We start from the raw sequence: 24,760 nt of genomic DNA on the forward strand, positions 1-24,760 counted from the left end.
CTGCCCAGGCAACCAATGTCTGGGCTTTTCTGTTATACATTGAGGAGGTGTTCTTATGTTCTTCGAGAAATTATTTAGGAAAAAAGAAGGACAGACAATCGAACGGGTAGAAGCACCGTCGATTGAGACGACTAAGATTATGGAGAGCGCTGCAAATTCTGCATTGATTACGGATGAGCAGAAATATGTCCATGATTTCAGGATGACACTTACGGGATTGGAACAAAGACTACATACGTCTGAGAGCAATGAGAAAATTAGCATGGAGGCTATCAAGACGGGATGTGACTTCTATGAAGCAGAATGGGCAGGCATTTTGATTGCTGATGTTGAAACCGAGGCATGTGGCTCCGATGACTTGCTATAACCGCCTTACCGGAAGAATGGAATCTCGCTATACAAAAGAGGTTGAAGCATTTGAAGGTTTTGGTCGTTGGATCAAGGCATTTTATGATGGAAAACCATTAGTCGTGCCGGATGCATCTGTCATCAAAAAGATGTTTCCGGATGAGTTCCAGCATTATCAAAGATTAGATGTCCAAAGTTTGATTGGCACTCCATTTGGTGAGAAGTCAACGGGTTCTTTGTTGTGAAGAATCCTACAAGATATAAGACATATCCGGATATGGCACAGATGCTTGCGTTTGTAAGCATGAAGACTTTTTATCTGCAGGAGCTGCAACAGAGTATGGCAGAGTTGGAAACAAATCAGGATGACTCTGCAGACGAACATACCATTCGTATTAATCTCCTTGGTATGCCGGAAGTTTGCGTCGGAAGCAAAAAGCTGGATATGAGAGTATATGCTTCTGATAACGCATGGAAAGTAATTTCGTTCCTGGCACTGAAAGGGAAACCGGTTCCAGGCTCAACATTGATTGAGAATATCTGGCCGAAGATAAAAGATACATCCGATACCAATCCACTTCGCAGTGCTCTGTATCAGATGCGCAGCAAGTTCCAGTTCCTCTGTCCGAATATCATTTCCAGCAATGAACAAGGATACTGGTTTAATCCAGAGTACCGTGTTGAGGTGGATACGGCTCTGGTGGAAGAACTGTGGAAGAAAATTTCTGAAGAGAAAAATCACAGTGTAAGATTGGCTCACCTGAAGCAGGCGGTCAAATTGTTCAGAGGGTATCTCTGTGATAATAAACTGGATGAGCCATGGATGATTTCTTATTATCATACATACAGTAGTCTCTACGCTCAGGTTATGACTTCTCTTTTAGATGAAATTGATAAGGATGAGAATTATACCGGTATTCACAAGTATGCTTCTGCTTCTTTATCCATGCTGGATGGTAATCCCAAAATCTGTTTCTGGATGACTGTCTCTACTTATTTTATTAGTGGAAAAAGTGCTGCGTTGGAAGTGATAAATGCCAACAGGTGTTCTTTGTCATCAGAAGAATTTGATGTCCTGATGAAGGAAGTCGAAGCTTACATTAAAAATCATGGAGGTACTCTGTAAACTATTTTCGTGGTAACACGGGAAATAACACACTGATTTTTAGGTTACACATAGTATTACACAGGTGATGTTACTGGATACAACACGGCAACACGTCTGGTGATACGGCTCTAAACACGTAGTATAACACCCTCGTTCGATAGCATTTCGAGGCAAGTAAAAATTGCCTTTGAAATCTACCGAATGGGGGTGTCTTTTTGCATCCGGACAAGTCTTTTGGAGCGGTTATTCTTGCATGTATTTGTAGGAATGACCGCTCCTTTTTGGTTATTACAGGTGCCGTGCACCTCCTTCGGTTCTTGAGTTTGCATCTTTTCAAATTTCAAGAACTGGAGGAAATAAAAATGTATTATGATCCGAAAATGTGCGGAAAACGTATTCAGGTCCTTCGCAAGAAAAAGGGGCTTACACAGCTGCAGTTGTCTTTCAAAATAAATGTCTCAGAGAGTCATCTGAGAGCAATCGAAATCGGTATACGCGGTGCTTCCATAGATTTGCTGATTGAGTGCTCAGAGTTTTTCCAGGTATCTCTTGATTACCTGGTTCTTGGCAAGACGGATCCGGACAAAGCAGAGATGATGATGCAGCTGGATATTCTGAGCAATCACATTGATCAGTTGAGAAAACTGATTTGAAGTATACGGAATTGTCAAGAGGAAAACATATCGTTTCTGGCGAGGTTGTGTGCCCTCTGAGAATATGTTGAGGGCAAAAATCTTCGGTAGAATTATTCTCGTAAGCGGTGCTTCACCGCTTACGTGATCTTTGAAAACTGAATACTATTCATCAGAACTTTACTGTAGAAGGGAGCCTTCGTCGGCACACCATGATGTTCAATGGAACGTAGCGATTCGCCGGAGCAAATGCTAGGTTGCAACTGGCGGTGGTGTTGATCTTCTACAGGTACAATGATACTTCCGTAATTCGCGGTCCGGCCATAATGAAGGCGGGATGGTTAAGCGCCAATGAAGCTGCTTCGCAAGCGCGTCTGATGAGTTGATGACTTTAGGGCAGTCCTGTACCTCATCGAAGATGATGAGGGGCTTTTCTGGCACAATCTTCTGACCGCTTGCCAGCATCAGGTTCTGCAGAATACGATCAACATCCTTGGTGGTTTCAAAGAATTGTTTGTATTCTTCGTTTTCATCAAAGTTAAAATAAGCCGTATTTTCATAGTAACGCTTGCCGAACTCTTTCAGAATCCAGGTCTTACCCACCTGACGTACACCCTTCAGGATCAACGGCTTACGGTAGGGAGAATTCTTCCAGTCCAGCAGCTTTTTCAAAATAAATCGTTCCATAGACTCACACCTCACACTTTTATTGGAGTTTTAGTGTTTCTTGATCACACTTTTATTATATGCGTAAGTTTCCCGAAATACAATCATAATCACAAAATTATACGAGTTTTATGGAGGTAAAATCACACTTTTATATTGATACAAGAAATAGGTCTGAATTTCGGAACTGATTTTATACGATTTCTCGTTGCTCCGCCAATCATTCCGATAGCTGTTAAAATAATCTTTTTTACGTTTGCCATATGCCATCCTCTTGAGAAGGATGCCCACATTATCAGATATGTAAACGCACTGCATGTATCGTGGAGAAACGCCATGTTATTGATGCGGTTGTTACAGTCAATGTAACGGAGCGTTGCCAGCTTTCAATCATGTGGATTTATTATATTATATATTAGTCATTCATATTGTAATAAGATAGGAATTCCGTTACAAATTGTTTTACATTTTTTACTTTTTCATCAAAGAAAATTTGCATTTTTATTTCGTCGTCAATAGTATCATTATTTTGGAAGAATTCAGTTGCAGATTCCATACAACCTTGCATGTAGCCTTGCACATAGCCTCGGACATAACCTTCTACAAAAGCATCAGCTCCATAACTATCAGGTTGATAATTTCTTTGCGCTTTCAGGGCAATATAAGCTCGTTCATTTGCTTCTTCATGCAATTTCTCTAAGTACTGCTCAAATTCGGTCATGTATGTGTTCCTCCCTTATCTATATGCGCTCTTCTTTTTTTATTATATTGTCATTTGCAGAAATCGGCAATATTGATTTTTGAGCGATAGTCTCTTTCCTAGTTGGTGAAAAGCAGTAGTATTATTTTTACTTTCTACTCTGGAAAATGGTTCTGTAACCGGCGTACGATGAAGAGTATTTTTGTGGCCTGGGAACTTTTTCACTTTATTATATAAAAATACCCCGCTCCTGGATATGGGGCAGGGGATTTTAGCTTAATATGTAACTGTTCCAGGCTGATAAATAATCGATTTTTTTGTGCCGATTCCGAGTATCTTGTTCAATTCAGAATAGAATATTTCTTTTTCGCTCATTTGATCTAAAAGCTTAAAGTCATAATCCCAAAAGCAAGACTCTACGCATCTTTCCAAATCTTCAATATCAGACATCATATTTTCAGTAAGTTCACAAGGATCTTCATTTTCTCCGCACTCTTCATCAGCGGTCATTTTTTCACATTCTTGTTTCAAAATACTGAATACATATTCTCGATCTTCCTGCAGCATCTTTATAGTCGTACTTGTATTGCACTCTTCACACTGCTCAATTCCGTATCTGATCAGTTCATACATAACATATTCCAAGATAAGTGCTGGTATATATGTTTTTTCTGATTTCAATAAAGCAATCAAGTCTGAAAAAGCTGCTTTTCTTTTGTGTCTTGGATACGACTTTGGGAAAAAGCGGGCTAACATCCATTCATCATCCTTTAACGGTTCTGCAATTTCCAAGATTCTTTTTGAAATGAATTTTGCAATTAATTCATTTGCTTTGGCATCTCCAGTTCCTAATAAATCCGTCAATTGTAACATTTTTGATATCTCCTTTTTTGGTTTTCTTGCTTATAAGTATACATCTGTAAGCATTCTTTTTGGTTACACGACATGTAACTTTCATATTTTTCTGTGAAAAAAACGAAAAAAATTCCCAAATGCTATCCTGAAATAAAAAAGACAAGGAGGAATTGTTTATGATGTCATTTAAAGAAGTTTATGAAAAATTCAAATGTAACAAAACAGATGCCGCAGTAGCACGCAAAGCAAATCTGAACAAAACTACATTGTCACGTATCATTCGAGAATTGATTCCTGCGAATCGCAATTATCTCTGGAGCTTATGTTTTGCTTTAGAATTAAATTTGAATCAATCAGAAGAATTATTTGATGCCGCGGGAATACATATGAATAGATCATATCATATGTCCGAACGAGAAAAAGATCGTGAGAAATTTTTGAAAGAATGCATCAACAAAAAACAATATAATGTGATTGAATTAAATGCTGAGTTATACGGGATGGGATATCCGTTATTGGGGAATCAGACATACACGAAAAATTAGTGCATTGACACTTTTGGGGAATGTTGTTAACAATCAAATTTAGTGAAGTGTTTCAGAATGTGATCAGTGCGGTGAGGAAATATTAATTTCTCCAAACGCTTTCTATCGGCAAATTATAACCATCTGCCATAATGTCAGCATTGCAGTGTGGACATTCGTACACTGGTTGCGCATTTTTCTGATTTGGATTATACTTAAACTATCAGGAGATAGGAGGAACGATTGTATGCCACAAACAATTCATACACTGCTTACTCAGTATTTATCAGAAGTACAAAAGATTTACGGCGCACATCTCAAGAGCGTCATTTTATATGGTTCCTATGCAAGAGGTGATTATACATCCGATTCCGATGTTGATATCATGTTGTTGGTGGATTTAACACAGGAAGAAATGGATGCTTACTCGGATGCATTGTCAGAACTGGGATATGAGTATAATGTAAACTATGATATCTGGATGATGCCGGTTGTGAAAAATCTTCAGCATTTTAAGCAATGGGCAGCAGCATATCCATTTTATACCAATGTACAGAAAGAAGGGGTGGTTTTATATGAAGCAGCCTGATTCGTTGGATGTTGGAACAAAAATGGATGTGGTCCGTCATCGCTTAGAACGAATGCAGGAAAGAGATATCAGCAGAGCAGATGTAAAAAACGGGATTGCCACCGGGGAAATAAATATGTGTATGTTTTGTAAAAATACGACTACTATCCAGAGTACCACAACCCACGTTGTGAACTATAAAGACTGCATCATCGTAATCAAGAATGTTCCATGCCTTGAATGTGACCAGTGCGGCGAGAAATACTACACCGATGAAGTCGCTGAGAAACTGGAAATGATTGTAAATATGGCAAAGAAACTGATGCAGGAAATTGCGGTAATTGATTATAAGCAGGCAGCGTAGAATGAAGAACAAATTTAATATATGAAATTATTAGACAAACCCGATTTGTAGTATGATTCTACTGTTGGGTTTGTTTTGAGTATAATATGGTTTTTATCGTGTCAAATTTTGTGTTACAATAAAGACACCTCTTTTCAGAAGCGTCTTTCTCATGTAAAATATTAAAAAGTTGCTGTTTGTGCGGCTTTCGCACTATTCAGTCCATCAATCCAGTTGCATAATATAATAATCGTTTCAAGATTTACATTGTATATTGTACGACACCTTTTCGGCCACCCAACACATCTTTCCCTTTCAAATCATCCCAGGAGAAATCCGCCATTTCTTCCCTTGCGACAAGAAAGTTCCCGGCTCTTTGTGTAAGCTGCGCGAAGTTGACGATCACATCATTTGCACCTTCCTGATACGTGTAGATGGAAGATTCGCTTCCCATGAATCCGATATCGGCCTCCCCGGAAAGAACGGCGGTCATGACTTTATCTGCTCCAAAACCAGTGATGAGTTGGAGAGAAATTCCTTCTTCCTCAAAATACCCTTCTTCGATTGCCACGTATTGCGGTGCATAGAAGATAGAATGTGCAACTTCATTTAGAGTAACTTCCGTCATTTTTTTGTGAGCAGTGTTTTCGGAATTGCTTTCAGTGGCAGCAGGAACGGCAGCGGGATCACTGCTTTCATTTGCCGAGCATGCAGGGAGCAGGCTTACGAGAAGTATGCCTGCCAGTAAGAATGAGATGGTTTTCTTTTTCATAGTATCCTCCTGAACAAAAAAGTATCTGATTTAAGGTATGCACGGGATGGGGGAATGTGAGAAAATATTGACGAATATGGGGATTTGCCTGTTGAATTTAGATGTAACATCTTTTTATTTTGTGTATAATATAAACTGAACATGACATACAGATGTCGTGTTATGGATGGTATAATGAATCAGGAAGTGAACGTGATATGAAAATAGATAGGCTTATCGGTATTCTTTCTATCCTTTTGCAGGAAGAGAAAATTACTGCTCCGGAATTGGCAGAAAGATTTGAGGTTTCAAGAAGAACGATAAACAGAGATATTGAAGATTTATGTAGGGCCGGCATTCCGATTTTTACATCACAGGGTGCGGGCGGCGGCATCAGCATTATGGATGGTTATAGGATGGATCGGACGATTCTGACATCTAGGGATATGCAGATGATTCTGGCAGGTCTTCGAAGTCTTGACAGTGTGAGTGGAAGCCATTATTATGGGCAGCTTATGGAAAAACTCAAGGCTGGATCATCGGATGTTATCAGTGGAAATGAGTCTGTTCTTATCGACCTGTCATCGTGGAATAAAGATTCTCTGTCACCAAAGATTGAACTGATTCAGGATGCAATCGAGCTGGGGAAGACACTGAAGTTTATGTATTATGCGTCGGGCGGGAATACTGAGAGGGAGATGGAACCTTATTTTCTGATTTTCAAATGGTCAAGCTGGTACATCTATGGATATTGTCTGCTTAGGAATGACTATCGGATGTTCAAATTGAATCGAATGGCAGAACTGGTGCATGCCAGCGATTTTGAAAAATCTGGATAATTGAACAGGACTCTATGCTTAAAATGGTGTGGGACATTTGTTGTCTGCAGAGAAAATTCCTGCATTGCTCGCTGGGATACGGGAAATAATCTTCCGGATTTATCTGTGATAGTTGAACTTGCTGATTTTTATGATGTTGATCTAAATGAAATCTTTCGTGGAGAAAGGAGAAAGGAGACAATGGATACAGAGTTAAAGGATACCTTGTTGCAGGCAGCAGAATATTCAGAAGGTATAAGAAAAAATAATCAAAAGAATGCATTCGCTGTTTATTTGTGGTTGTATTACATTTGTATTTTACTTGACTGTTCTATTCTTAGAACCAGAACAAACATCTGACCTGTTTGATTTTATAGAGGGAATGTCTCTGGGCATTTCTTTTGGAATGGTTGTGGTAGGAATCATTATGACCAGCAAATATGCGGATAGAATCGTTGAGTGGAAAGTAAAGCACAAAATTATATCTGAATAAAAGATGTCAAAAGCCCTTCCGGTTAAGAGGGGCTTTTGCTTTTTTCCGTGGCGTTACAGCCGGTCATACCATGTTTGAAAAATAGATAGCCTATTGCAAAACTTCTCCATCGGGGATGCCAGGTTCGTTTTCAGTGGAAGCAGGCATATCAGCGGGCTCACTGGTTATACACGGATAACTTTATATAAAAATATAACATAGTATATTGTCAAATATGTTTTTAGACGGTATAATATAACATATTTTTCTGTGTGGTGATTACTATGAAGATATTAATAGACGAAACAGAACTAGATCTTCTGTTGGAAAAGAAGAAACAATTCATAGGGAAAGAGGTAGTTTGGGATAGCCTTTTGTCCGCGGTTTCGTTTCTGGTTTCGGTTTTTTTGGCAACCTACAAAGAAATATTTGGCGTGCCCGGAGCAGCAATAAAAACAACGTTTGTAATGTTGGGATTATTCTTTACAGCAAAAAGTGTAAAAGATATATGGTCCGGCGCGAAAAATAATTACTCGAAAGAAGATCTTTTTAAGGATATCAATAAATTAAACCAAATAACTCATAACCATTCTATTATAGCAATAAAAGATACGTATAGTGAATTCCCAAATAGATTCTTAGTGTATGATGAGCCGAAGTGGAATTGTAAATTGTTTTTAAATTACAAGACCAACCAAAACAATGAAAAATTTATTATAGATCATATCTCACATGAATTGAAAATAAAAAGCGAAGATATTTCTATTGAATATATGTCACAGAAAATTCATGAAAAATATTCACAAAATCATAAAGAAATGCGGGTTTATTGTCACAGACTTTATCAAGTTACGCTTAAAACGTTTCCAAATATAATGCAAGATAATTCGTTTGAAATTGATGGTGTACAGTATTATTGGATGAGCATTTCTGAGATGGAACGGGATAGTAGGATTAGGGAAGTGAATCAGGATATTGTTGATTTTGTAAAAGAAAATTGCAGTTGATTTAATGCTTTGCCAACCATCAATCGGATGGTTGGTATTTTATTACAGATATGAGTAAAGTCAGTGCGGCACTGTGAAATAACGAGAGTGATGATTTCCTGGAAAGGAGAAAATAATGGTTGGTAAAAAACTGTTAATCATAGAGGATGATATTGATTTAAGAGAAGGATTGCACTTTTCTTTTGAAGGAGATGGATATGAGGTTTTCGATGTGGGAACCGGAAGAGAGGGACAGCAGGAAATCAAAAAAGGCAGTTATGATCTTGTGCTTTTGGATTGCAACCTCCCGGATGGAACTGGATTTGATCTGTGCAGGAAAGTGCGCCGGTTCAGTATGATTCCCATTATCATGCTGACTGCCCGTGATACGGAAATGGATGAGATCAGGGCATTGGAACTGGGGGTGAATGATTATCTGTCAAAACCGTTTTCACTTGGTGTGCTGAAAGCGAGAATGAAACGGATTCTGAATGAAAAAGCAGAAACGGCAAATTTATGTTCCGGAAATATTGTCATTGATAAAAGTACCTGTAAAGTCTATAAGAATGAGGAAGAAATTACATTAAGCAAATTAGAGTACCGGCTGCTGATGTACTTGATTGAAAATAAAAATCATGTGCTGTCAAAGGAACAGATTTTAAGCCAGATATGGGATAGCGACGGAAAGTATGTAGATAACAATACAGTTTCTGTGAATATCAGCAGATTGAGAATGAAGATAGAAGAGGATGCATCCAATCCAAAGTTCATAAAGACCGTTCATGGAGTGGGATATATTTGGAAGGAATAAGAACATGATACTCAATATCATACTTGTGGTGTTGTTATGTTTCACTGCAGGGTATAGTATTTATAAAAATAGAAAAACCTATCGTTCGATAGACAGGTTATTAGATTGTGTGTTAAATCAGGAAAAGATAGAACTATCCGATGTCCAGGAGGGAGAACTGTCTGCCCTGGTAAATAAGATCAATCGGATTCAGGAAGTTTTGGGAAAACAGGTGGAAGTGGCAGAAGCAGAAAAAGAGCAAGTAAAAAGCCTTGTTTCCAATATGTCGCATCAGCTTAAAACACCGTTAGCAAACCTCTCTATCTATACAGAAATATTAAACGGTCAGGAATTAGAGGAAAAGAAGCAAGCTGAAGTTGCTGAAAAAATCAAAAAGCAGATTGATAAGCTGGACTGGATCATAGGCTCATTGGCTAAGATGGTAAAACTGGAGCAGGATGTGATTGTATTTGATGCAGAAGGAATCTCAATCAGAAAAACGCTTCTGGATGCAATAGATACTGTATATGAAAAGCTAGAGAAGAAAGGGATCATGCTAATTTCGGAACCATATGAGGATATCCTGCTGTTTCATAACCGGAAGTGGACGGTTGAAGTTTTTGTAAATCTTCTGGAGAATGCGATCAAATACACGCAGCAGGGAGGCACAATCCAGATCAAGGTTTGTCCTTATGAAATCTATACGGAGATTCAGATTTTAGATAACGGATGCGGTATCCATGAGGAGGAGACAACGGAAATATTTAAACGCTTTTACAGAAGCCGGGAAGTGGAACACATAGAAGGCTCCGGCATTGGGCTGTATCTGTCTAACTTGATTCTTGAAAAGGAAAAAGGCTATATGGTAGTGAAGTCCGTCTATGGAGAAGGAAGCTGCTTTTCGGTGTTCTTACAAAACTGTAAGAATTGATTACCGCCCTGTAAAGAAAATGCAAGATTCCATAGATATACTGTTGGTATCAACAGGAAAGGAGCGGTAAGCCATGAGCAATATACTGGAATTAAGCCATGTAGAAAAAATATATGGTGAAAAAGAGAATCAGGTAAAAGCGCTAAAGGATATCAATATACAAGTTAAAGAAGGAGAATTTATTGCTATTGTAGGAACCTCTGGCAGTGGGAAATCCACACTTCTAAACCTTGTCGGAGGTTTGGATACTCCTACAAAGGGGAGAATTCTTGTAAAAGGGAAAGAGATCGGTACACTGACCAGAAAGGAACTGACCATTTTCCGACGGAGAAACATCGGGTTTGTGTTCCAAAATTACAGTCTCATGCCCGTCTTGAATGTGTATGATAATGTTGCCCTCCCGGTAACTTTTGACAAAGGAAAGCATATCAATCGTAAGTATATCGAACAATTGCTGAAGGAACTGGGAATCTGGGATAAACGGAAAAAGTATCCGAATGAGCTGTCAGGCGGACAGCAGCAGAGGGTTGCGATCGCAAGGGCCTTAGTCAATAAACCTGCAATCCTTCTGGCGGATGAACCCACCGGGAACCTTGATTCAGCTACAACCATAGAAGTTATCGGATTGCTGAAAACAAGCTGCAGAAAGTACAATCAGACAATCCTGATGGTAACGCATAATGAGACCATTGCACAGATTTTTGACAGAATCATCCATATTGAAGATGGAATGGTAACGTCAGGAACACACCTGTTTCCCCAAAAAGGTGGTGATGGCGTATGTTAATACTGGCGTATAAGTATATGCGGTATTATAAAAGTCAGACTTTTGCAATTCTGGCAAGTATCATCTTAACGGCTGCCTTGTTGTCTGGCGTTAGTTCCCTGATCTACAGCAGCCAGATGAACAGTCTGGAGACTCATAAGGCCATATATGGGGATTGGCATTATTACCTGGATGTGGAACCGGAGGTGTTTGAGGAAGTACGCAGTGGGCAAACAGATGCCGGATTTCAGGTGGAGCAATGCGGTAAAATGGAAATCCGGGATGTGGTGACAGAACCTTATCTCATCTATTTTATCAATACGGATGAATCTTACCGACAGATGGCACACCGGGAGCTTATTGAGGGAATTTATCCCGCAGGATCAAACGAGATCGCGGCGGATCGTTACACGTTGGGGAATTTGGGATTTTCAGGAGAGATTGGCGATACATTAAGCCTGAATGGAAAAGATTATGTCATGACCGGAATCATAAAAAGTGCCTGGGCAGCCAGTTCCAATGAAATGGAACTTTTTGTGGGAGAGGATTTTGAAGGCCGGGGAAGCCAGCCACTCTTATATTTGAGATTCGATGAAAGTGAGAAGCTGTATAAGCAGTTGGATGTGTTTTTGAAGAAGTATCAAATTTCCAGTGATGCAGTAACGGCAAATGATGAAGTTGTCAGGTATCTGGGCGGTGAGCAGCCGGACAGTATTGTAGACATCGTAAAGTTTGCATTGACAGATGAGAGTGGTAATTTCACATACATTGTTTTGAAATTGCAGAGCGAGTATAACCTGGCATTCAATGGGATGATCTTGCTGCTCTGTGTTTTTAGTCTGTTCATCATAAACAGCATCTTTCATATCTCTGTTTCCAAACGCACAGCGGAGTATGGCGTGATGCAGACACTTGGAATCAGTGAAAAAAGCATTGGCGGCACGCTGATTTTAGAATTATGGATCTTATTTTTTATCGGTTATCCGATGGGGTGTCTGTTAGGAAACGGGATTCTGAATCAGCTTTACGGACAGTTAGATGGTGTCTTTTCTACTCAAACGGTTGGAGTAGCAGGAACTGGTATTGAACTTTCCGGGCTGGATCAGACTGCCATCCAGGAGAGTATGAGAACTGCGGCGTTCCATGTGTCCTGGGATGCGATGGTCATCGGTTTTCTTTTCTTATTGGTAACATTGGCGGCCGTTGGTTTTTGCACGGTATACTCTGTGCGAAAACAATCGATCCGGCAGGTGATGAGCGGAGATACCTCTTTTGTAAAAAGCAGGAGGAAGATATACAGCTTAAGAAATGTCAGGCTTGCAAATGTTGTAGTAAGAAAATTCATGTTTTCTAATAAAAAAAGAGTCATTGGAATTTTGCTGTCCTTGTCGATTGGAGGATGTATCTTCCTTTGTACCACTTATATGGTGGAAAATCTGAAAGTACACGCAGAAATGTCCATGAAGTCAGACGATGGTCTGGGATCGGAATATAGGGTTTCTGTAAAATCAAATGTTTTGTCGGATACCATTCCGGCGTCAACCGTTGATGCAATAAAGGCTATGTCTGAGTTGTCGGAGGTATATGCAACGAAATATACGTTGGGAGAACTTACGATTCAGGCACAGGAACTGGAATGGGAGAAATATTTTAATGAGCGGAATGCAGACGGTTACTTCCAGCAGCAGTATGGGGGAATCTGTATAGACAAAGAAGATGGAACCTACGGGATCAAGTATGATGTTTACGGATATGATGCCGGATTACTCGAACAACTACAGGAGTTTATTCTGGAGGGAGAGATGATCCCGGAAAAGTTGGAAGAAGGGAATCAGATTATAGCAGTCGCAAACATGGACGGACAGGGAAATTATAACTTTTACGGAAAACATCCCGGAGATACGATTACACTGCGGGTTCCAGGAAACCTGAACTGTTCCCAGGAGGTGTTGACGTTCCGGGAGGCAGAGGAAAACTACATAGCAAAGGATTTTAAAATTGCAGCTATCGTAAGCCGCGCATTGGTCCAGGAGGACAGATTCCTGAACGTGGAACCATGGAGTAATAGTCCGAGTTTTATCATGACAAACCAACAGATGAGCAGTCAGTTTGGAATAGAGGATTACAGCTTTGTGAATGCATCCCCGGCTGCCGGGGCAGACCCTGATCAGGCAAGCGGTCAGTTACTGCAAAAGATTCAGGATGTACCAAAGGCGGTCTTGCAGGATTATACTGCAGCAATCGAAACCCAGAAGAATTATCTGCGGCAGCAACAGTTATTCTTTTCGGGAATTGCCCTGATCTTACTGGTGATCAGTTTGTTCCATATCATGAATAGTATGAACTATTCCATATTATTCCATAGGCGTGAATATGGTATTATCCGGGCGATGGGGATTACTGATATTGGATTTTATGGAATGATCTTAAGAACAGGATTCTTATATGGGATTCTGGCAGATTTGTTTATTTTCCTGATTTACAATATTGTTTTTCGGAAAATCATGGATTATTACATGGCTCATGTAGTACAGTTTCTGCACTTTACAGCAGGAGTTCCAAATGGGATCATGGCAGCGCTTATGGTTCTGAATATTTTGATTGCAATCATAGCAGTTAGTATTCCAGCGAGAAAGATTGTGAAATCGAATATTATAGATGAAATTGAGAGATAAATAGCAGTAAGGCGCATCACCAGAAATGGTGGTACGCCTCTATTTGATTGGAAAAGATCAATCTTTATTAAGTCTTTATTTTTTCAATATCCTTACGAATGTAGTGGAAGTGTAGACATGAACGATATAATCCGGATGCCACTTTTTTTACAAGAAACATGCAGAATTGTTTGCTTTCGTTGGTAGAATTACTGCCCCGTTCATGCTACCATGATGTTAAGAATAATAGCATAGGTGGTAATAATAAGAGGAAAACTTACATTGATAATATCAGATGGTGCGCCTGCGAAATTGGAGGTGGAAAATAATGTTTGCGGATAATTTGATGGAGTTGAGAAAATACCATTCGCTGTCCCAAGAGGAACTGGCTGAAAAGGTATATGTGACAAGACAGACGATTTCAAATTTGGAGAACGGAAAAAGCTACCCCGATATTCAAAGCCTGTTGCTTCTCAGTTCATTGTTTAATGTATCTCTCGACCAACTAATTAAAGGAGATATAGAGACAATGAAAGAAATGATCAACGAGCAGGAAGTTAAGAAGTTTAATTATTACGGAAACATTTTCAGTATTCAGTTTTTGATTTTGATTATCTCAGCGGCCCCGCTGTTTATCTGGTTAGAATACTATACGTTTATACCTTTCTGGCTGTTATTTGCCATAACCATGTTTTGGGCATTGAAAGTTGAAAAAAATTAAGAAAGAAAATGATATTCAGACATACAAGGAGATAGTCGCCTTTACAGAAGGGAAGAAGCTGGATGAACTTCACAAAGCGATGGAAGTAGGAAAGCGTCCATACCAAAATGAATTAAAAGTTATCATCAGTGCTGTTGTTACGGCGGCGGTTTGCTTTTTAATCGGGTTTATGATGCACATATTCTTGAATTGAGCAACATTCACAAGAAAATTGTGAAGTAAATGATTCGTAGAATCCCATATTAATAAGGTTTTTCAGAAGTAAACGAAACATCGGTTGTTTTTTAAAAAACATACAGAACTTGGTGCGGTTTTCTTTCTTGTGCAATCCATGTGCCGTATTATTCCGAAGGGAGAACCTAATTGGTACCTGCCTATGGCTTTGGTGCTGAACTGCATAGCAATTTTCCTGAACATGGCGCAGAAGAAAAAAGAGAGCCGAAAATAATTGCAGATCATCAGAGCCGATGGGCAAGAACCATCGGCTCTAATTACGTTCCGGGATATTCGGGATCGTCCAGATACACTCATTCAGGTAATAGGTCATAATAACCGGTTTTCGCATATTTTCGATGATGAGTTTACAATGGAATTCTATCTGATTCGAGAAACTGCGCCTTACCCAATAGGAATCCACCTTGTACCGCTCGCCGTTGATGCCGACATAAAGAGGCTTGATCTGCCCGTCATCGTTAAAGGAAGCGATGACCGGGACAATCTGCATGGGCAGATAATCATGGGAGTTGGAGGATAGGATTTGACTCATAAAGCATCACTCCTCGCTCGAAACATTTTGTTCATGTCTATCATCTCCTGGTTGAAAATATTGAAAGGATCTGATATAATTATACACGAACATACATTCGATTTCAACAACAAGATATAGGGGAATGATTGGTAATGAGACCATAGAAACCTGAGAGGAGGCTTAGATGTGACAGACAGAACATATATTGCAATTGATTTGAAATCTTTTTATGCCTCTGTAGAATGTATCGAAAGAGGTCTTGATCCGCTTACTACGAATCTGGTCGTTGCGGATGCATCCAGGACAGAGAAGACCATATGCCTTGCGGTATCCCCTTCCATGAAGAGCTACGGTATTCCGGGAAGGCCAAGATTATTTGAGGTGGTTCAAAAGATCAAGGAAGTAAATAGAGAGAGAAGATCAAAGATACCGGGCGGAGAATTTACAGGAGCGTCTTTTCATGCAGTAGAGCTTGCAAAGTCTCCAGATCTGGAGGTGGCTTATATAGCAGCAGCTCCGAGAATGGCATATTACATGGAATACAGTACGAGGATTTTTGATATTTATTTAAGATATATTGCACCTGAGGATATGCATGTATATTCTATTGATGAGGTATTCATTGATGCTACGACTTATCTGAATACTTATGGGATGAGTGCCCGTGAGCTTGCGCTTAAAATGATTCGGGATGTGCTGCGGGAAACGGGAGTGACAGCAACAGCGGGAATCGGTACCAATATGTACCTTTGTAAGGTTGCTATGGATATTGTAGCCAAGAAGATCCCTGCGGACGCGGACGGAGTCCGGATCGCAGAACTTGATGAGATGTCCTATAGAAAGCTTTTGTGGAATCATGTCCCGCTTACGGATTTCTGGCGAGTCGGCCCGGGATACGCAAAGAAGCTTATGGCAAATGGTTTATATACTATGGGAGATATTGCGCGTTGTTCGATCGGAAAGCCGAATGAGTATTATAATGAGGCATTTTTATATAAGCTGTTTGGAGTGAATGCGGAGCTTTTAATCGACCATGCGTGGGGATGGGAGCCTACGACCATTGCGGAGATCAAGGCTTATAGACCGCAGAAGAACAGCCTGGGCTCCGGTCAGGTGCTTCATTGCGCGTACACGGCAGAAAAAGCAAGGCTGATCGTAAAGGAAATGACGGATTTACTGGTGCTCGATCTGGTGGATAAGAAGCTTGTCACAGATCAGATGGTACTTACGATCGGATATGACATAGAGAATCTGACGGATCCTGCAATCAGGAATAAATATCATGGAGAGGTTACTACAGACCATTATGGCAGACGAGTTCCGAAGCATGCGCATGGAACCATGAATCTGCCTTGTCAGACTTCTTCTACCAGGATTATTATGAAAGCAGTGGAAGAACTGTTTGACAGGATCGTCAATCCGGATTTACTTGTGCGAAGGGTGAATGTTGTGGCGTCAAGGGTGATCCCTGAGAGTGAAGTTCCTAAGAAGCAGACTTTTGAACAGCTTGATTTATTTACGGATTATGCAGCGCTCGAACGAGAAAGAGAGCAGGAGAACAAAGAGCGCGAGAAGGAGAAAAAGCTTCAGCGGGCGGTTCTGGATATTCAGAAAAAATACGGTAAGAACGCGGTCCTTAAGGGAATGAATTTGGAAGAGGGCGCTATGACCAGAGAAAGAAATGGACAGATAGGAGGCCATAAAGCGTGAGTGGATATTATAAAGACGAGCACAGATATGATGATATTATGGACCTGCCACACCACCAGTCTAAAGAGCAGACACACATGTCACTCCACGACAGGGCAGCGCAGTTTGCGCCTTTTGCGGCCCTTGCCGGACATGAGGAAGCCATCGAAGAAACCGCAAGACTTACAGATGAGAAGATCATGCTTGATGAGACTGCGATCGAGAAGATCAATGAGAAGCTTTACGATATCTCTCAGCATTTGTCTGAAAAAAGAAATGTGTCCATCACATATTTCAGGCCGGATACTCAAAAATGCGGCGGGGCATATCTTACGGATGTGGGAACGGTCAAAAAGATGGATGAGGTGGAAAAAGTCATTCTCATGGATAGTGGAATGAAGATAGCAATGGAGCAGATTATAGAGATAGAAGAAGTGTAGAGATAAATGTTGGAATCAACGGGAATGAAATGAGGAGAGTACATTGAGTACTCTCCTTAAAACATATCATTGTAAACTTATTTTTATGTCCCCGAAATTAACCCCGGTTCTGCTGTGCAACCAGCTGATCTGCGCCGTACTTCTTGCGGAGGGCAGGTTTTTCAATTTTGCCGGTGGCATTTCTCGGAACGTCTGCGAAGATAATTTTCTTCGGTCTCTTATATCTTGGAAGTCCTTTGCAGAATTCTTTGATTTCTTCCTCTGTGCAGGTCATGCCCGGTTTGATCGAGATAATCGCACCTGTGATCTCGCCGAGACGTGGATCCGGAAGACCGATAACGGCAACGTCATTGACCTTATCGAAGGTGCTCAGGAAGTTTTCAATCTGTACCGGATAAATGTTTTCTCCACCGCTGACGATGACATCTTTCTTACGGTCTACGAGGAAGTAGAAGCCGTCTTCATCCTGCATGGCCATATCACCGGTACGGAGCCAGCCGTCTACGATCGTCTCTGCGGTAGCCTTCGGATCATTGTAATAACAGGTCATAACACCGGGACCCTTGACACAGAGCTCTCCAACTTCTCCAAACGGAACTTCTTTCAGATTCTCGTCTACGATCTTGCATTCCCAGCGATATCCGGGAACACCGATAGCACCGACTTTATGAATATTCTCTACACCAAGGTGAACACATCCGGGACCAGTGGACTCGGAAAGTCCGTAGTTGGTATCGTAGAGATGGTTCGGGAAGTATTCTTTCCAGTGTTTGATCAGAGATGGCGGAACAGGCTGCGCACCAATGTGCATCAGTCTCCACTGACTCAGCTCATAATCTTCGAGCTTCACATCACCTCGGTCCAGAGCATTCAGGATATCCTGAGCCCACGGAACCAGAAGCCATACGATAGTACATTTTTCTCTTGAAATAGCATCCAGAATGATTTCCGGAGTCGTGCCCTTCAGAAGAACTGCTTTGCTTCCTGCGCAGAGACTTCCCATCCAGTGGAATTTTGCTCCGGTATGATAAAGCGGCGGGATACAAAGGAAGGTATCGTTCCGGTCTGTCAGGTGATGTTTCTGTTCCATCTCTGCAGCCTGGGTCAGACTTTCATGATTATGTAAAATTGCTTTCGGGAATCCGGTGGTTCCGGAAGAAAAGTAGATAGCGGCATCATCGCTTTCTTCCAGATGGATCATCGGAGGCTGGCTGGAACAGTCGGCTACCATTTCACGATAGCTTTCGGCAAAGGTGGGACAGGTGTCTCCTACATAAATAAGAAGCCGTCCCTTGGTCAGTTCATCAACAATCGCTTCAATTCGGCCGATAAATTCCGGCCCAAAGAATAAGACATGTACTTCGGCCAGATCTGCACAATATTTAATTTCAGAAGAATCAAAACGGAAGTTAAAAGGAACGGCGATCGCACCGGTTTTCAAAATTCCGAAATAAATCGGCAGCCATTCCAGACAGTTAAACATCAGAATTGCAACGCGGTCCCCTTTCTTAATTCCACGTTCCAGAAGCATATTTGCAACGCGGTTTGCTTTTTCATCAAAGACACTCCATGTGATTTCTCTTCTGTACGGTTCAAAAGAAGTAGGCTGTACCAGACTGTATTCTCTCCAGCTGGTTCTTTTGGTGTCTTTCACAGATGGGTTCAGTTCCACAAGAGCCACTTCGTCCCCATATAATTTGTGATTTCTCTCAAGTAAATCAGTAACAGGCATGATGGATTTCCTCTCAATTCAAACTTTAATACTTTAAATCAAGATAGCATATTTGAAAGATAAAGTCAATAATCTGGCAGGATACTTTGAAAGGTACGATTTGTTTAACGTCGGAGGAGCTTCTGCCGATATAAAAATACTGTTTACCAATTCCGATAAAAATGATACAATAATACAATACAGTAATAAAGTGTACTCATTGTGCAGAAAAGAGAGGTTTATATGAAAAAGAATTTTCAGAGAACCAGAAACGAAGATATGTATAAGGCAATTCTTCAGCTGGAATCAATAGAAGAATGTATGGATTTTTTTGAGGATATCTGTGCAGAGACAGAGCTTCGCGCTATAGAACAGCGTTTTGATGTGGCGAGAATGCTCTCAAAGGGAAAAATCTATTCAGATATTATGAGTACAACAAGTGCCAGCACAGCAACTATCAGCCGTGTGAGCCGTGTGTTGAATGGCGGTACGGGTATGCTGGAGAAGACGTTGATTCGTTTGGAAGAGAGCGAAGTAAATGCAGAAAGTGAAAGTTGAAAGGAGAGTTACTATACCGATGAAACAGTTGATGCTAGGTAATAAGGCATTTGCCAGAGGTTTATACGAGGCAGGATGCAGCGTGGTGTCCAGTTATCCGGGGACGCCAAGTACAGAAGTCACAGAAGAAATTGCAAAATATGATGAGGTCTATTGTGAATGGGCTCCGAATGAAAAGGTGGCCATGGAAGTTGCTTTTGGAGCCTGTCTTGCCGGAAAAAGAAGCTTTTGCGGCATGAAGCATGTCGGACTTAATGTAGCGGCCGATCCGCTCTATACTTGCTCCTATACAGGTGTAAATGCAGGGATGGTGATTTGCGTGGCGGATGATCCGGGCATGCATTCTTCCCAGAATGAGCAGGATTCCCGCCATCATGCAATCGCAGCGAAGGTACCTATGCTGGAGCCGTCTGACTCTGCAGAAGCACTGGAATTTGTAAAGACCGCATATGAGATTTCGGAGACATTTGATACTCCGGTCATTATAAAAATGTGTACCAGAGTAGCACATTCCCAGAGCGTTGTCGTTCCGGGCGAGCGTGTGGTTCCTAAGCAGAAGCCATATGAAAAGAAGATTCAGAAATATGTAATGATGCCGGGTAATGCGATCCGCCGTCATCCATTTGTAGAAGAACGGACCAGAAAACTGATCGAATACGCGGAGACCAGCCCGCTGAATCGTGTGGAGATGGGAGGAACCGCACTGGGTATCATCACTTCGTCCACCTGCTATCAGTATGCGAAGGAAGTTTACGGAGAAAATGCAAGTATCTTGAAGCTTGGTATGGTAAATCCGCTGCCGGTAAAACTGATTCGGGATTTTGCGGCAAAGGTTGAAAAGCTGATCGTGATCGAAGAGCTGGATCCGATCATTGAAAATCATTGTAAGCAACTTGGCCTGACTTTATCAGGAAAAGATCTGCTTCCGATCTGCGGCGAGTTTTCTCAGAATCTCATTGCGGAAAAAATAGAAGGAAAATGTGCAGACTGTTATTCTCTTGGCGAACAGCTTCCGGGAAGACCGCCTGTTATGTGTGCAGGATGCCCGCACAGAGGACTGTTCTATACTCTTTCCAAGAATAAATGCACGGTTCTTGGAGACATCGGCTGCTATACCCTTGGCGCGGTAGCTCCCCTTGCCGCTATGGATATGACTCTTTGCATGGGTGCATCCATCAGTGCCGTTCACGGATTTAACAAAGCCAGCGGCGAAGAAAGTGAAGGAAAGACAGTAGCCGTAATCGGTGATTCCACCTTTATGCATTCCGGTATGACCGGTTTGGCAAATGTTGCCTATAACCAGAGTAATTCCACCATTATCATTCTGGATAATTCCATTACCGGTATGACCGGTCATCAGCAGAATCCGACGACCGGATACAACATCAAAGGTGATCCGGCAGGAAAGATTGATCTGGAGGCATTGTGCAGAGCGATGGGCTTCAACCGCGTAGCTGTCGTGGATCCATACAATCTGGAAGAGTGCGATAAAGTATTGAAAGAAGAACTTGCAGCAGATGAGCCGTCTGTCATCATCAGCCGCCGCCCATGTGCACTTCTTAAATATGTAAAACATAAAGCTCCTTTGAAAGTTGCTGTGGATAACTGTGTAGGATGTAAATCCTGTATGCGTCTTGGATGTCCTGCAATCAGTGTAAAAGACAAAAAAGCTGTGATCGATACAACATTGTGCGTTGGCTGCGGAGTTTGCCAGCAGATGTGTAAGTTTGATGCATTACAGAGCGGGGAGGAATAAAGAAATGACAAAGAATGTAATGATTGTCGGTGTAGGAGGACAGGGATCTCTCCTTGCCAGCAAACTTTTAGGATATCTCCTTCTGAATGAAGGATATGATGTAAAAGTATCTGAGGTACATGGTATGAGTCAACGCGGTGGAAGCGTGGTTACATATGTAAGATTTGGAGAGAAGGTGTATTCACCGGTCATTGACAAGGGTGAGGCAGACTTTATCGTATCCTTTGAAAAGCTGGAAGCGGCACGTTATGTGGAATATTTGAAAAAAGGCGGACGCATCGTGGTCAATACCCAGGAGATCGATCCAATGCCGGTCATCACCGGTGCAGCTTCTTATCCGGAGAACCTGATCGATAAGATGGAAGCAGAAGGAATCGCAGTTGATGCAATGGACTGCCTTTCCCTTGCAGAGCAGGCTGGCTCTGCCAAAGCGGTAAATCTGGTCCTGATGGGAAGACTTTCCAGATATTTTGATATTCCGGAAGAAAAATGGATCAGTGCTATTGAGAAGTGTGTTCCGGAAAAATTTGTCGAAATGAACAAAAGAGCGTTTGCCCTCGGGAGAGGTTAAACAATACAGTAAGAAGGAGAAAAAGAGATGAAAAGATATTTTCAGCCAGAGATCGAATGCGCATCCAGGGATGAGATTCATAAGATCCAGAGTGAGAGACTTGTAAAACAGGTCCGGAATGTTTGGGACAATGTGCCAATGTACAGAAAGAAAATGGAGGAAAAAGGACTGACTCCGGAAGATATCAAGTCTGTGGATGATCTGCCGAAATTGCCTTTCATTGAAAAAGATGATTTAAGAGACGAGTACCCATATGGATTGCTTGCACGTCCGCTTTCAGAATGTGTTCGCATTCAGTCAACCAGTGGTACTACCGGAAGACGTGTGGTTGCCTTCTATACTCAGCATGACATTGATCTCTGGGAGGATTGCTGCGCCAGAGCAATCGTAGCCGCAGGCGGAACCAAAGAAGATGTCTGCCATGTAAGTTATGGTTATGGTTTGTTTACCGGCGGTCCGGGATTAAATGGTGGTTCCCACAAAGTAGGATGTCTGACGCTCCCGATGTCTTCCGGAAATACGGAGAGACAGATTCAGTTTATGACAGACCTGGGATCTACGATTCTTTGCTGTACTCCATCTTATGCTGCCTACCTAGCGGAGAGCATTCATGAAAAAGGGGTACGCGATCAGATCAAATTAAAAGCAGGTATTTTCGGAGCAGAAGCATGGACAGAAGAAATGCGCCATGATATCGAAGAACAGCTTGGCATTAAAGCGTATGATATTTATGGACTTACAGAAATTTCCGGTCCGGGTGTAGCCTTCGAATGCGAAGAGCAGACCGGTATGCATGTAAATGAAGACCATTTTATTCCGGAAATCATCAACCCGATCACGGGAGAGGTGCTTCCGGACGGCGAGAAGGGCGAGCTTGTATTTACCAGCATTTCGAAAGAAGCATTCCCGCTCATGAGATATCGTACCCGTGATATCTGTATCTTAAGCAGGAAAAAATGTTCTTGCGGAAGAACGCATGTGAAGATGAGTAAACCGCTTGGAAGAAGTGATGATATGCTGATCGTTAAGGGTGTAAATGTATTCCCGTCCCAGATCGAGACCGTACTTATGAACCAGGGATATCCGGCGAACTATCAGATCATCGTTGATCGTGTAAACAACAGTGACACCATCGAAGTTCAGGTAGAAATGACACCTGAGATGTTCTCCGACAACTTGAGTGTTGTATCCGAAAAAGAGAAAGAGCTTGTAAACGGACTGAAAGCGATGCTTGGAATTTACGCTAAGGTTAAGCTGGTTGCACCTAAGAGCATTGTAAGAAGTGAAGGCAAAGCAGTTCGAGTGATTGATAAACGAAACCTGTATCAGGGTTAATGAATAGGAGGGAAAATTCATGACAGTTAAACAGATTTCCGTATTTCTTGAAAACCAGCCGGGGAAACTTGCTGAGGTTGCAGCGGTTCTTTCCGCTCAGAAAATCAACCTTCGTGCAATTTCAGTAGCAGAAGCTTCTGATTTCGGTATTGCCCGTATCATCGTGGATGATGTTTTCAACGCAGTTACCATTCTGAAAAATGAAAATTATATTTGCTCTATTACCGATGTCATCGCTGTGGAAGTTCAGGATGAGCCCGGTATGCTTGCAAATATGATTGCTGTACTTGGGACAGAAGGAATCAATATTGAGTATATGTACACGATTTTGGGAAAGAAGAACGATGTTGCATATATGATCATTCGTACGAATGATGATGCACAAGCTGCAAAGATTCTGGATGCGAAAGGATTCCGTATTGTAGGTATGGACGCAATGAAGTAATTGGATAGAGAGAAAAGCAAAACCCACCGGAGAATTCTTCAGTGGGTTTTACTTTTATTGAATGCCTAATAATTTTATAGCATTTTCTGATAGAATCAATTCTTTTTCCCGATCAGTGAGTGCGCTTTCCTTCAGAATTTCAGCACAGGTTCTTTGGTCTGCCCATGGACAGTCGGTAGCAAAAAGAATCTTATCCGCGCCATGTTTGCGCACCATGCGGATAAACTGGGCTTCACTCACACGAGTGATAGAGTAAGCAGTGTCGAGAAAGATGTTCTGACCGCAGAGTTTTTCTTCGGCCTCATCGTAATTTTCGTTGCTTCCTAAATGTGCAAGAATCAGATTTTCCGGAGCAACATCTTTCAAAACGTCGAGAACCATATCGGGAGTGCAGAACTCATGATCCGGCGTATAGGGATCATATCCGGCATGAGTGATAACCGGAAGACCGATCTCGGATGCGGCATAGATCAGATTTTTCATGCGGATATCATTGAATTCTACATTCTGATAATGTGGGTGGACTTTGACTCCGGCGAATCCTTCTCGTTTAATCAGCGCCAGATGAGCTTTGCAGTCAGGATCGTCCGGATGGATACCCGCAAGGGAAATCAGCCGTTGCTCATGAACGGAAGCATACGTCTCGTTGATATAAACCGCAAAACGAAGGATGGAATCAAATTGCTTCACATCGGTTACGACAGGAAGCACAACACTGATGTCGATACCGGCCTGTTTCATGGAAGAACGCAAGCCGTCTGCACAACCGTTGGTGGTGGGCTTTTGTCTTATGACTGCTGCCAGATTGGAAATCGCTCGTTCTGCGATTTTCTCTGGAAATATATGAGTATGAAAATCAATAATCATGGGTGTT

General features: G+C 41.6%; 28 protein-coding genes and 3 pseudogenes. 24 read left to right on the top strand and 7 right to left on the bottom strand.

Features of this window, described 5'->3' with window-relative positions; genetic code table 11:
• Positions 1-55 precede the first annotated feature (55 nt).
• The 4 genes from ACTNB3_RS02405 (at position 56) to ACTNB3_RS02420 (ending at position 2,109) form a co-directional block, all read left to right on the top strand.
• Entirely contained in the window at positions 56-367 is a 312-nt protein-coding gene (locus tag ACTNB3_RS02405; RefSeq protein WP_441024412.1) for a hypothetical protein, read from the top strand.
• Positions 354-593, top strand: a complete 240-nt coding sequence (locus ACTNB3_RS02410; RefSeq protein ID WP_441024413.1) for a GAF domain-containing protein — start codon at positions 354-356, stop codon at positions 591-593. Before ACTNB3_RS02405 ends, ACTNB3_RS02410 begins: the two co-directional genes overlap by 14 nt.
• The gene (locus ACTNB3_RS02415; protein ID WP_441024414.1) at positions 590-1,474 is read left to right on the top strand and encodes an AfsR/SARP family transcriptional regulator; all 885 of its coding nucleotides are present in this window, start codon (positions 590-592) and stop codon (positions 1,472-1,474) included. Before ACTNB3_RS02410 ends, ACTNB3_RS02415 begins: the two co-directional genes overlap by 4 nt.
• A 344-nt stretch (positions 1,475-1,818) precedes the next feature.
• Positions 1,819-2,109, top strand: a complete 291-nt coding sequence (locus tag ACTNB3_RS02420; RefSeq protein WP_441024415.1) for a helix-turn-helix domain-containing protein — start codon at positions 1,819-1,821, stop codon at positions 2,107-2,109.
• 231 nt (positions 2,110-2,340) lie between these two features.
• Here the strand turns inward: ACTNB3_RS02420 and ACTNB3_RS02425 are convergent, their stop codons facing one another.
• The 3 genes from ACTNB3_RS02425 to ACTNB3_RS02435 all read right to left on the bottom strand — a co-directional run bounded on the left by ACTNB3_RS02425 (position 2,341) and on the right by ACTNB3_RS02435 (position 4,327).
• Positions 2,341-2,775: an AAA family ATPase gene (locus ACTNB3_RS02425; RefSeq protein WP_441024416.1), complete on the bottom strand. Its 435-nt coding sequence runs from the start codon at positions 2,773-2,775 to the stop codon at positions 2,341-2,343.
• 394 nt (positions 2,776-3,169) lie between these two features.
• Positions 3,170-3,475, bottom strand: coding sequence for a hypothetical protein (locus ACTNB3_RS02430; protein WP_441024418.1), 306 nt, complete (start codon positions 3,473-3,475; stop codon positions 3,170-3,172).
• Positions 3,476-3,730: 255 nt separating this feature from the next.
• Positions 3,731-4,327 (bottom strand): hypothetical protein, encoded by a 597-nt coding sequence (locus ACTNB3_RS02435; protein WP_441024419.1) that lies wholly within the window; start codon positions 4,325-4,327, stop codon positions 3,731-3,733.
• 158 nt (positions 4,328-4,485) lie between these two features.
• On the opposite strand from ACTNB3_RS02435, the gene ACTNB3_RS02440 reads away from it, so the two are divergent.
• From ACTNB3_RS02440 to ACTNB3_RS02455, 4 genes and pseudogenes are all read left to right on the top strand, one after another.
• Positions 4,486-4,854 (top strand): hypothetical protein, encoded by a 369-nt coding sequence (locus ACTNB3_RS02440; protein ID WP_441024420.1) that lies wholly within the window; start codon positions 4,486-4,488, stop codon positions 4,852-4,854.
• Positions 4,855-5,080: 226 nt separating this feature from the next.
• A complete protein-coding gene (locus ACTNB3_RS02445; RefSeq protein WP_441024421.1) occupies positions 5,081-5,422 on the top strand; it encodes a nucleotidyltransferase domain-containing protein in 342 nt (113 codons plus the stop codon).
• Between the two features lie 22 nt (positions 5,423-5,444).
• A pseudogene (locus ACTNB3_RS02450) lies at positions 5,445-5,525 on the top strand (hypothetical protein); the annotation flags it as partial.
• Positions 5,526-5,537: 12 nt separating this feature from the next.
• Complete coding sequence (locus ACTNB3_RS02455; RefSeq protein ID WP_441024533.1) at positions 5,538-5,765, top strand: type II toxin-antitoxin system MqsA family antitoxin; 228 nt, start codon at positions 5,538-5,540, stop codon at positions 5,763-5,765.
• A gap of 262 nt (positions 5,766-6,027) precedes the next feature.
• On the opposite strand, the pseudogene ACTNB3_RS02460 reads toward ACTNB3_RS02455, so the two are convergent.
• Positions 6,028-6,516: pseudogene (locus ACTNB3_RS02460) on the bottom strand (ABC transporter substrate-binding protein); the annotation flags it as partial.
• A 197-nt stretch (positions 6,517-6,713) separates the two neighbouring features.
• On the opposite strand from ACTNB3_RS02460, the pseudogene ACTNB3_RS02465 reads away from it, so the two are divergent.
• From ACTNB3_RS02465 to ACTNB3_RS02505, 9 genes and pseudogenes are all read left to right on the top strand, one after another.
• Positions 6,714-7,316, top strand: a pseudogene (locus ACTNB3_RS02465) (helix-turn-helix transcriptional regulator); the annotation flags it as partial.
• A 198-nt stretch (positions 7,317-7,514) separates the two neighbouring features.
• Complete coding sequence (locus tag ACTNB3_RS02470; protein WP_427805655.1) at positions 7,515-7,673, top strand: hypothetical protein; 159 nt, start codon at positions 7,515-7,517, stop codon at positions 7,671-7,673.
• Positions 7,674-8,069: 396 nt separating this feature from the next.
• Positions 8,070-8,792, top strand: a complete 723-nt coding sequence (locus tag ACTNB3_RS02475; protein ID WP_427805656.1) for a hypothetical protein — start codon at positions 8,070-8,072, stop codon at positions 8,790-8,792.
• 115 nt (positions 8,793-8,907) lie between these two features.
• Positions 8,908-9,582, top strand: a complete 675-nt coding sequence (locus tag ACTNB3_RS02480) for a response regulator transcription factor (RefSeq protein ID WP_427805657.1) — start codon at positions 8,908-8,910, stop codon at positions 9,580-9,582.
• Positions 9,583-9,586: 4 nt separating this feature from the next.
• The gene (locus tag ACTNB3_RS02485; protein WP_441024423.1) at positions 9,587-10,492 is read left to right on the top strand and encodes a sensor histidine kinase; all 906 of its coding nucleotides are present in this window, start codon (positions 9,587-9,589) and stop codon (positions 10,490-10,492) included.
• Between the two features lie 73 nt (positions 10,493-10,565).
• Positions 10,566-11,279, top strand: a complete 714-nt coding sequence (locus ACTNB3_RS02490) for an ABC transporter ATP-binding protein (protein ID WP_441024424.1) — start codon at positions 10,566-10,568, stop codon at positions 11,277-11,279.
• A complete protein-coding gene (locus ACTNB3_RS02495; RefSeq protein ID WP_441024425.1) occupies positions 11,273-13,933 on the top strand; it encodes an FtsX-like permease family protein in 2,661 nt (886 codons plus the stop codon). The genes ACTNB3_RS02490 and ACTNB3_RS02495 overlap by 7 nt, the downstream gene beginning before the upstream one ends.
• Positions 13,934-14,240: 307 nt before the next feature.
• Positions 14,241-14,633: a helix-turn-helix domain-containing protein gene (locus tag ACTNB3_RS02500; RefSeq protein ID WP_427805661.1), complete on the top strand. Its 393-nt coding sequence runs from the start codon at positions 14,241-14,243 to the stop codon at positions 14,631-14,633.
• Positions 14,620-14,826 carry a hypothetical protein gene (locus ACTNB3_RS02505; RefSeq protein WP_427805662.1) on the top strand — a complete coding sequence of 69 codons (207 nt, stop codon included), beginning with the start codon at positions 14,620-14,622 and terminating at the stop codon, positions 14,824-14,826. Before ACTNB3_RS02500 ends, ACTNB3_RS02505 begins: the two co-directional genes overlap by 14 nt.
• A 294-nt stretch (positions 14,827-15,120) precedes the next feature.
• Here the strand turns inward: ACTNB3_RS02505 and ACTNB3_RS02510 are convergent, their stop codons facing one another.
• On the bottom strand, positions 15,121-15,399 hold the full coding sequence (locus ACTNB3_RS02510) for a hypothetical protein (protein ID WP_427805663.1): 279 nt from the start codon (positions 15,397-15,399) through the stop codon (positions 15,121-15,123).
• Between the two features lie 168 nt (positions 15,400-15,567).
• Here ACTNB3_RS02510 and ACTNB3_RS02515 point away from each other — a divergent pair, with 168 nt between their 5' ends.
• Entirely contained in the window at positions 15,568-17,091 is a 1,524-nt protein-coding gene (locus tag ACTNB3_RS02515) for a Y-family DNA polymerase (RefSeq protein ID WP_441016032.1), read from the top strand.
• Positions 17,088-17,510 carry a hypothetical protein gene (locus tag ACTNB3_RS02520; protein ID WP_441024426.1) on the top strand — a complete coding sequence of 141 codons (423 nt, stop codon included), beginning with the start codon at positions 17,088-17,090 and terminating at the stop codon, positions 17,508-17,510. The genes ACTNB3_RS02515 and ACTNB3_RS02520 overlap by 4 nt, the downstream gene beginning before the upstream one ends.
• 97 nt (positions 17,511-17,607) lie before the next feature.
• Here ACTNB3_RS02520 and ACTNB3_RS02525 read toward each other — a convergent pair whose 3' ends face one another.
• Positions 17,608-19,242, bottom strand: a complete 1,635-nt coding sequence (locus tag ACTNB3_RS02525) for a class I adenylate-forming enzyme family protein (protein ID WP_441024427.1) — start codon at positions 19,240-19,242, stop codon at positions 17,608-17,610.
• A 222-nt stretch (positions 19,243-19,464) separates the two neighbouring features.
• Here ACTNB3_RS02525 and ACTNB3_RS02530 point away from each other — a divergent pair, with 222 nt between their 5' ends.
• The 5 genes from ACTNB3_RS02530 to ACTNB3_RS02550 are packed head-to-tail and all read left to right on the top strand — an operon-like array spanning position 19,465 to position 23,886.
• The gene (locus ACTNB3_RS02530; RefSeq protein WP_427805667.1) at positions 19,465-19,779 is read left to right on the top strand and encodes a YerC/YecD family TrpR-related protein; all 315 of its coding nucleotides are present in this window, start codon (positions 19,465-19,467) and stop codon (positions 19,777-19,779) included.
• A complete protein-coding gene (gene iorA / locus ACTNB3_RS02535; RefSeq protein WP_427805668.1) occupies positions 19,760-21,535 on the top strand; it encodes an indolepyruvate ferredoxin oxidoreductase subunit alpha in 1,776 nt (591 codons plus the stop codon). Before ACTNB3_RS02530 ends, iorA begins: the two co-directional genes overlap by 20 nt.
• Before the next feature lie 4 nt (positions 21,536-21,539).
• On the top strand, positions 21,540-22,106 hold the full coding sequence (locus ACTNB3_RS02540) for an indolepyruvate oxidoreductase subunit beta (protein ID WP_427805669.1): 567 nt from the start codon (positions 21,540-21,542) through the stop codon (positions 22,104-22,106).
• Positions 22,107-22,133: 27 nt separating this feature from the next.
• On the top strand, positions 22,134-23,441 hold the full coding sequence (locus tag ACTNB3_RS02545) for a phenylacetate--CoA ligase family protein (protein WP_427805670.1): 1,308 nt from the start codon (positions 22,134-22,136) through the stop codon (positions 23,439-23,441).
• A gap of 19 nt (positions 23,442-23,460) precedes the next feature.
• Positions 23,461-23,886: an ACT domain-containing protein gene (locus tag ACTNB3_RS02550; protein WP_427805671.1), complete on the top strand. Its 426-nt coding sequence runs from the start codon at positions 23,461-23,463 to the stop codon at positions 23,884-23,886.
• A 54-nt stretch (positions 23,887-23,940) separates the two neighbouring features.
• Here the strand turns inward: ACTNB3_RS02550 and ACTNB3_RS02555 are convergent, their stop codons facing one another.
• A complete protein-coding gene (locus ACTNB3_RS02555; protein WP_427805672.1) occupies positions 23,941-24,753 on the bottom strand; it encodes an amidohydrolase family protein in 813 nt (270 codons plus the stop codon).
• Positions 24,754-24,760: the final 7 nt, after the last annotated feature.

This window comes from Bariatricus sp. HCP28S3_D3 (assembly GCF_052065755.1).
GTDB lineage: Bacteria > Bacillota > Clostridia > Lachnospirales > Lachnospiraceae > Allocoprococcus.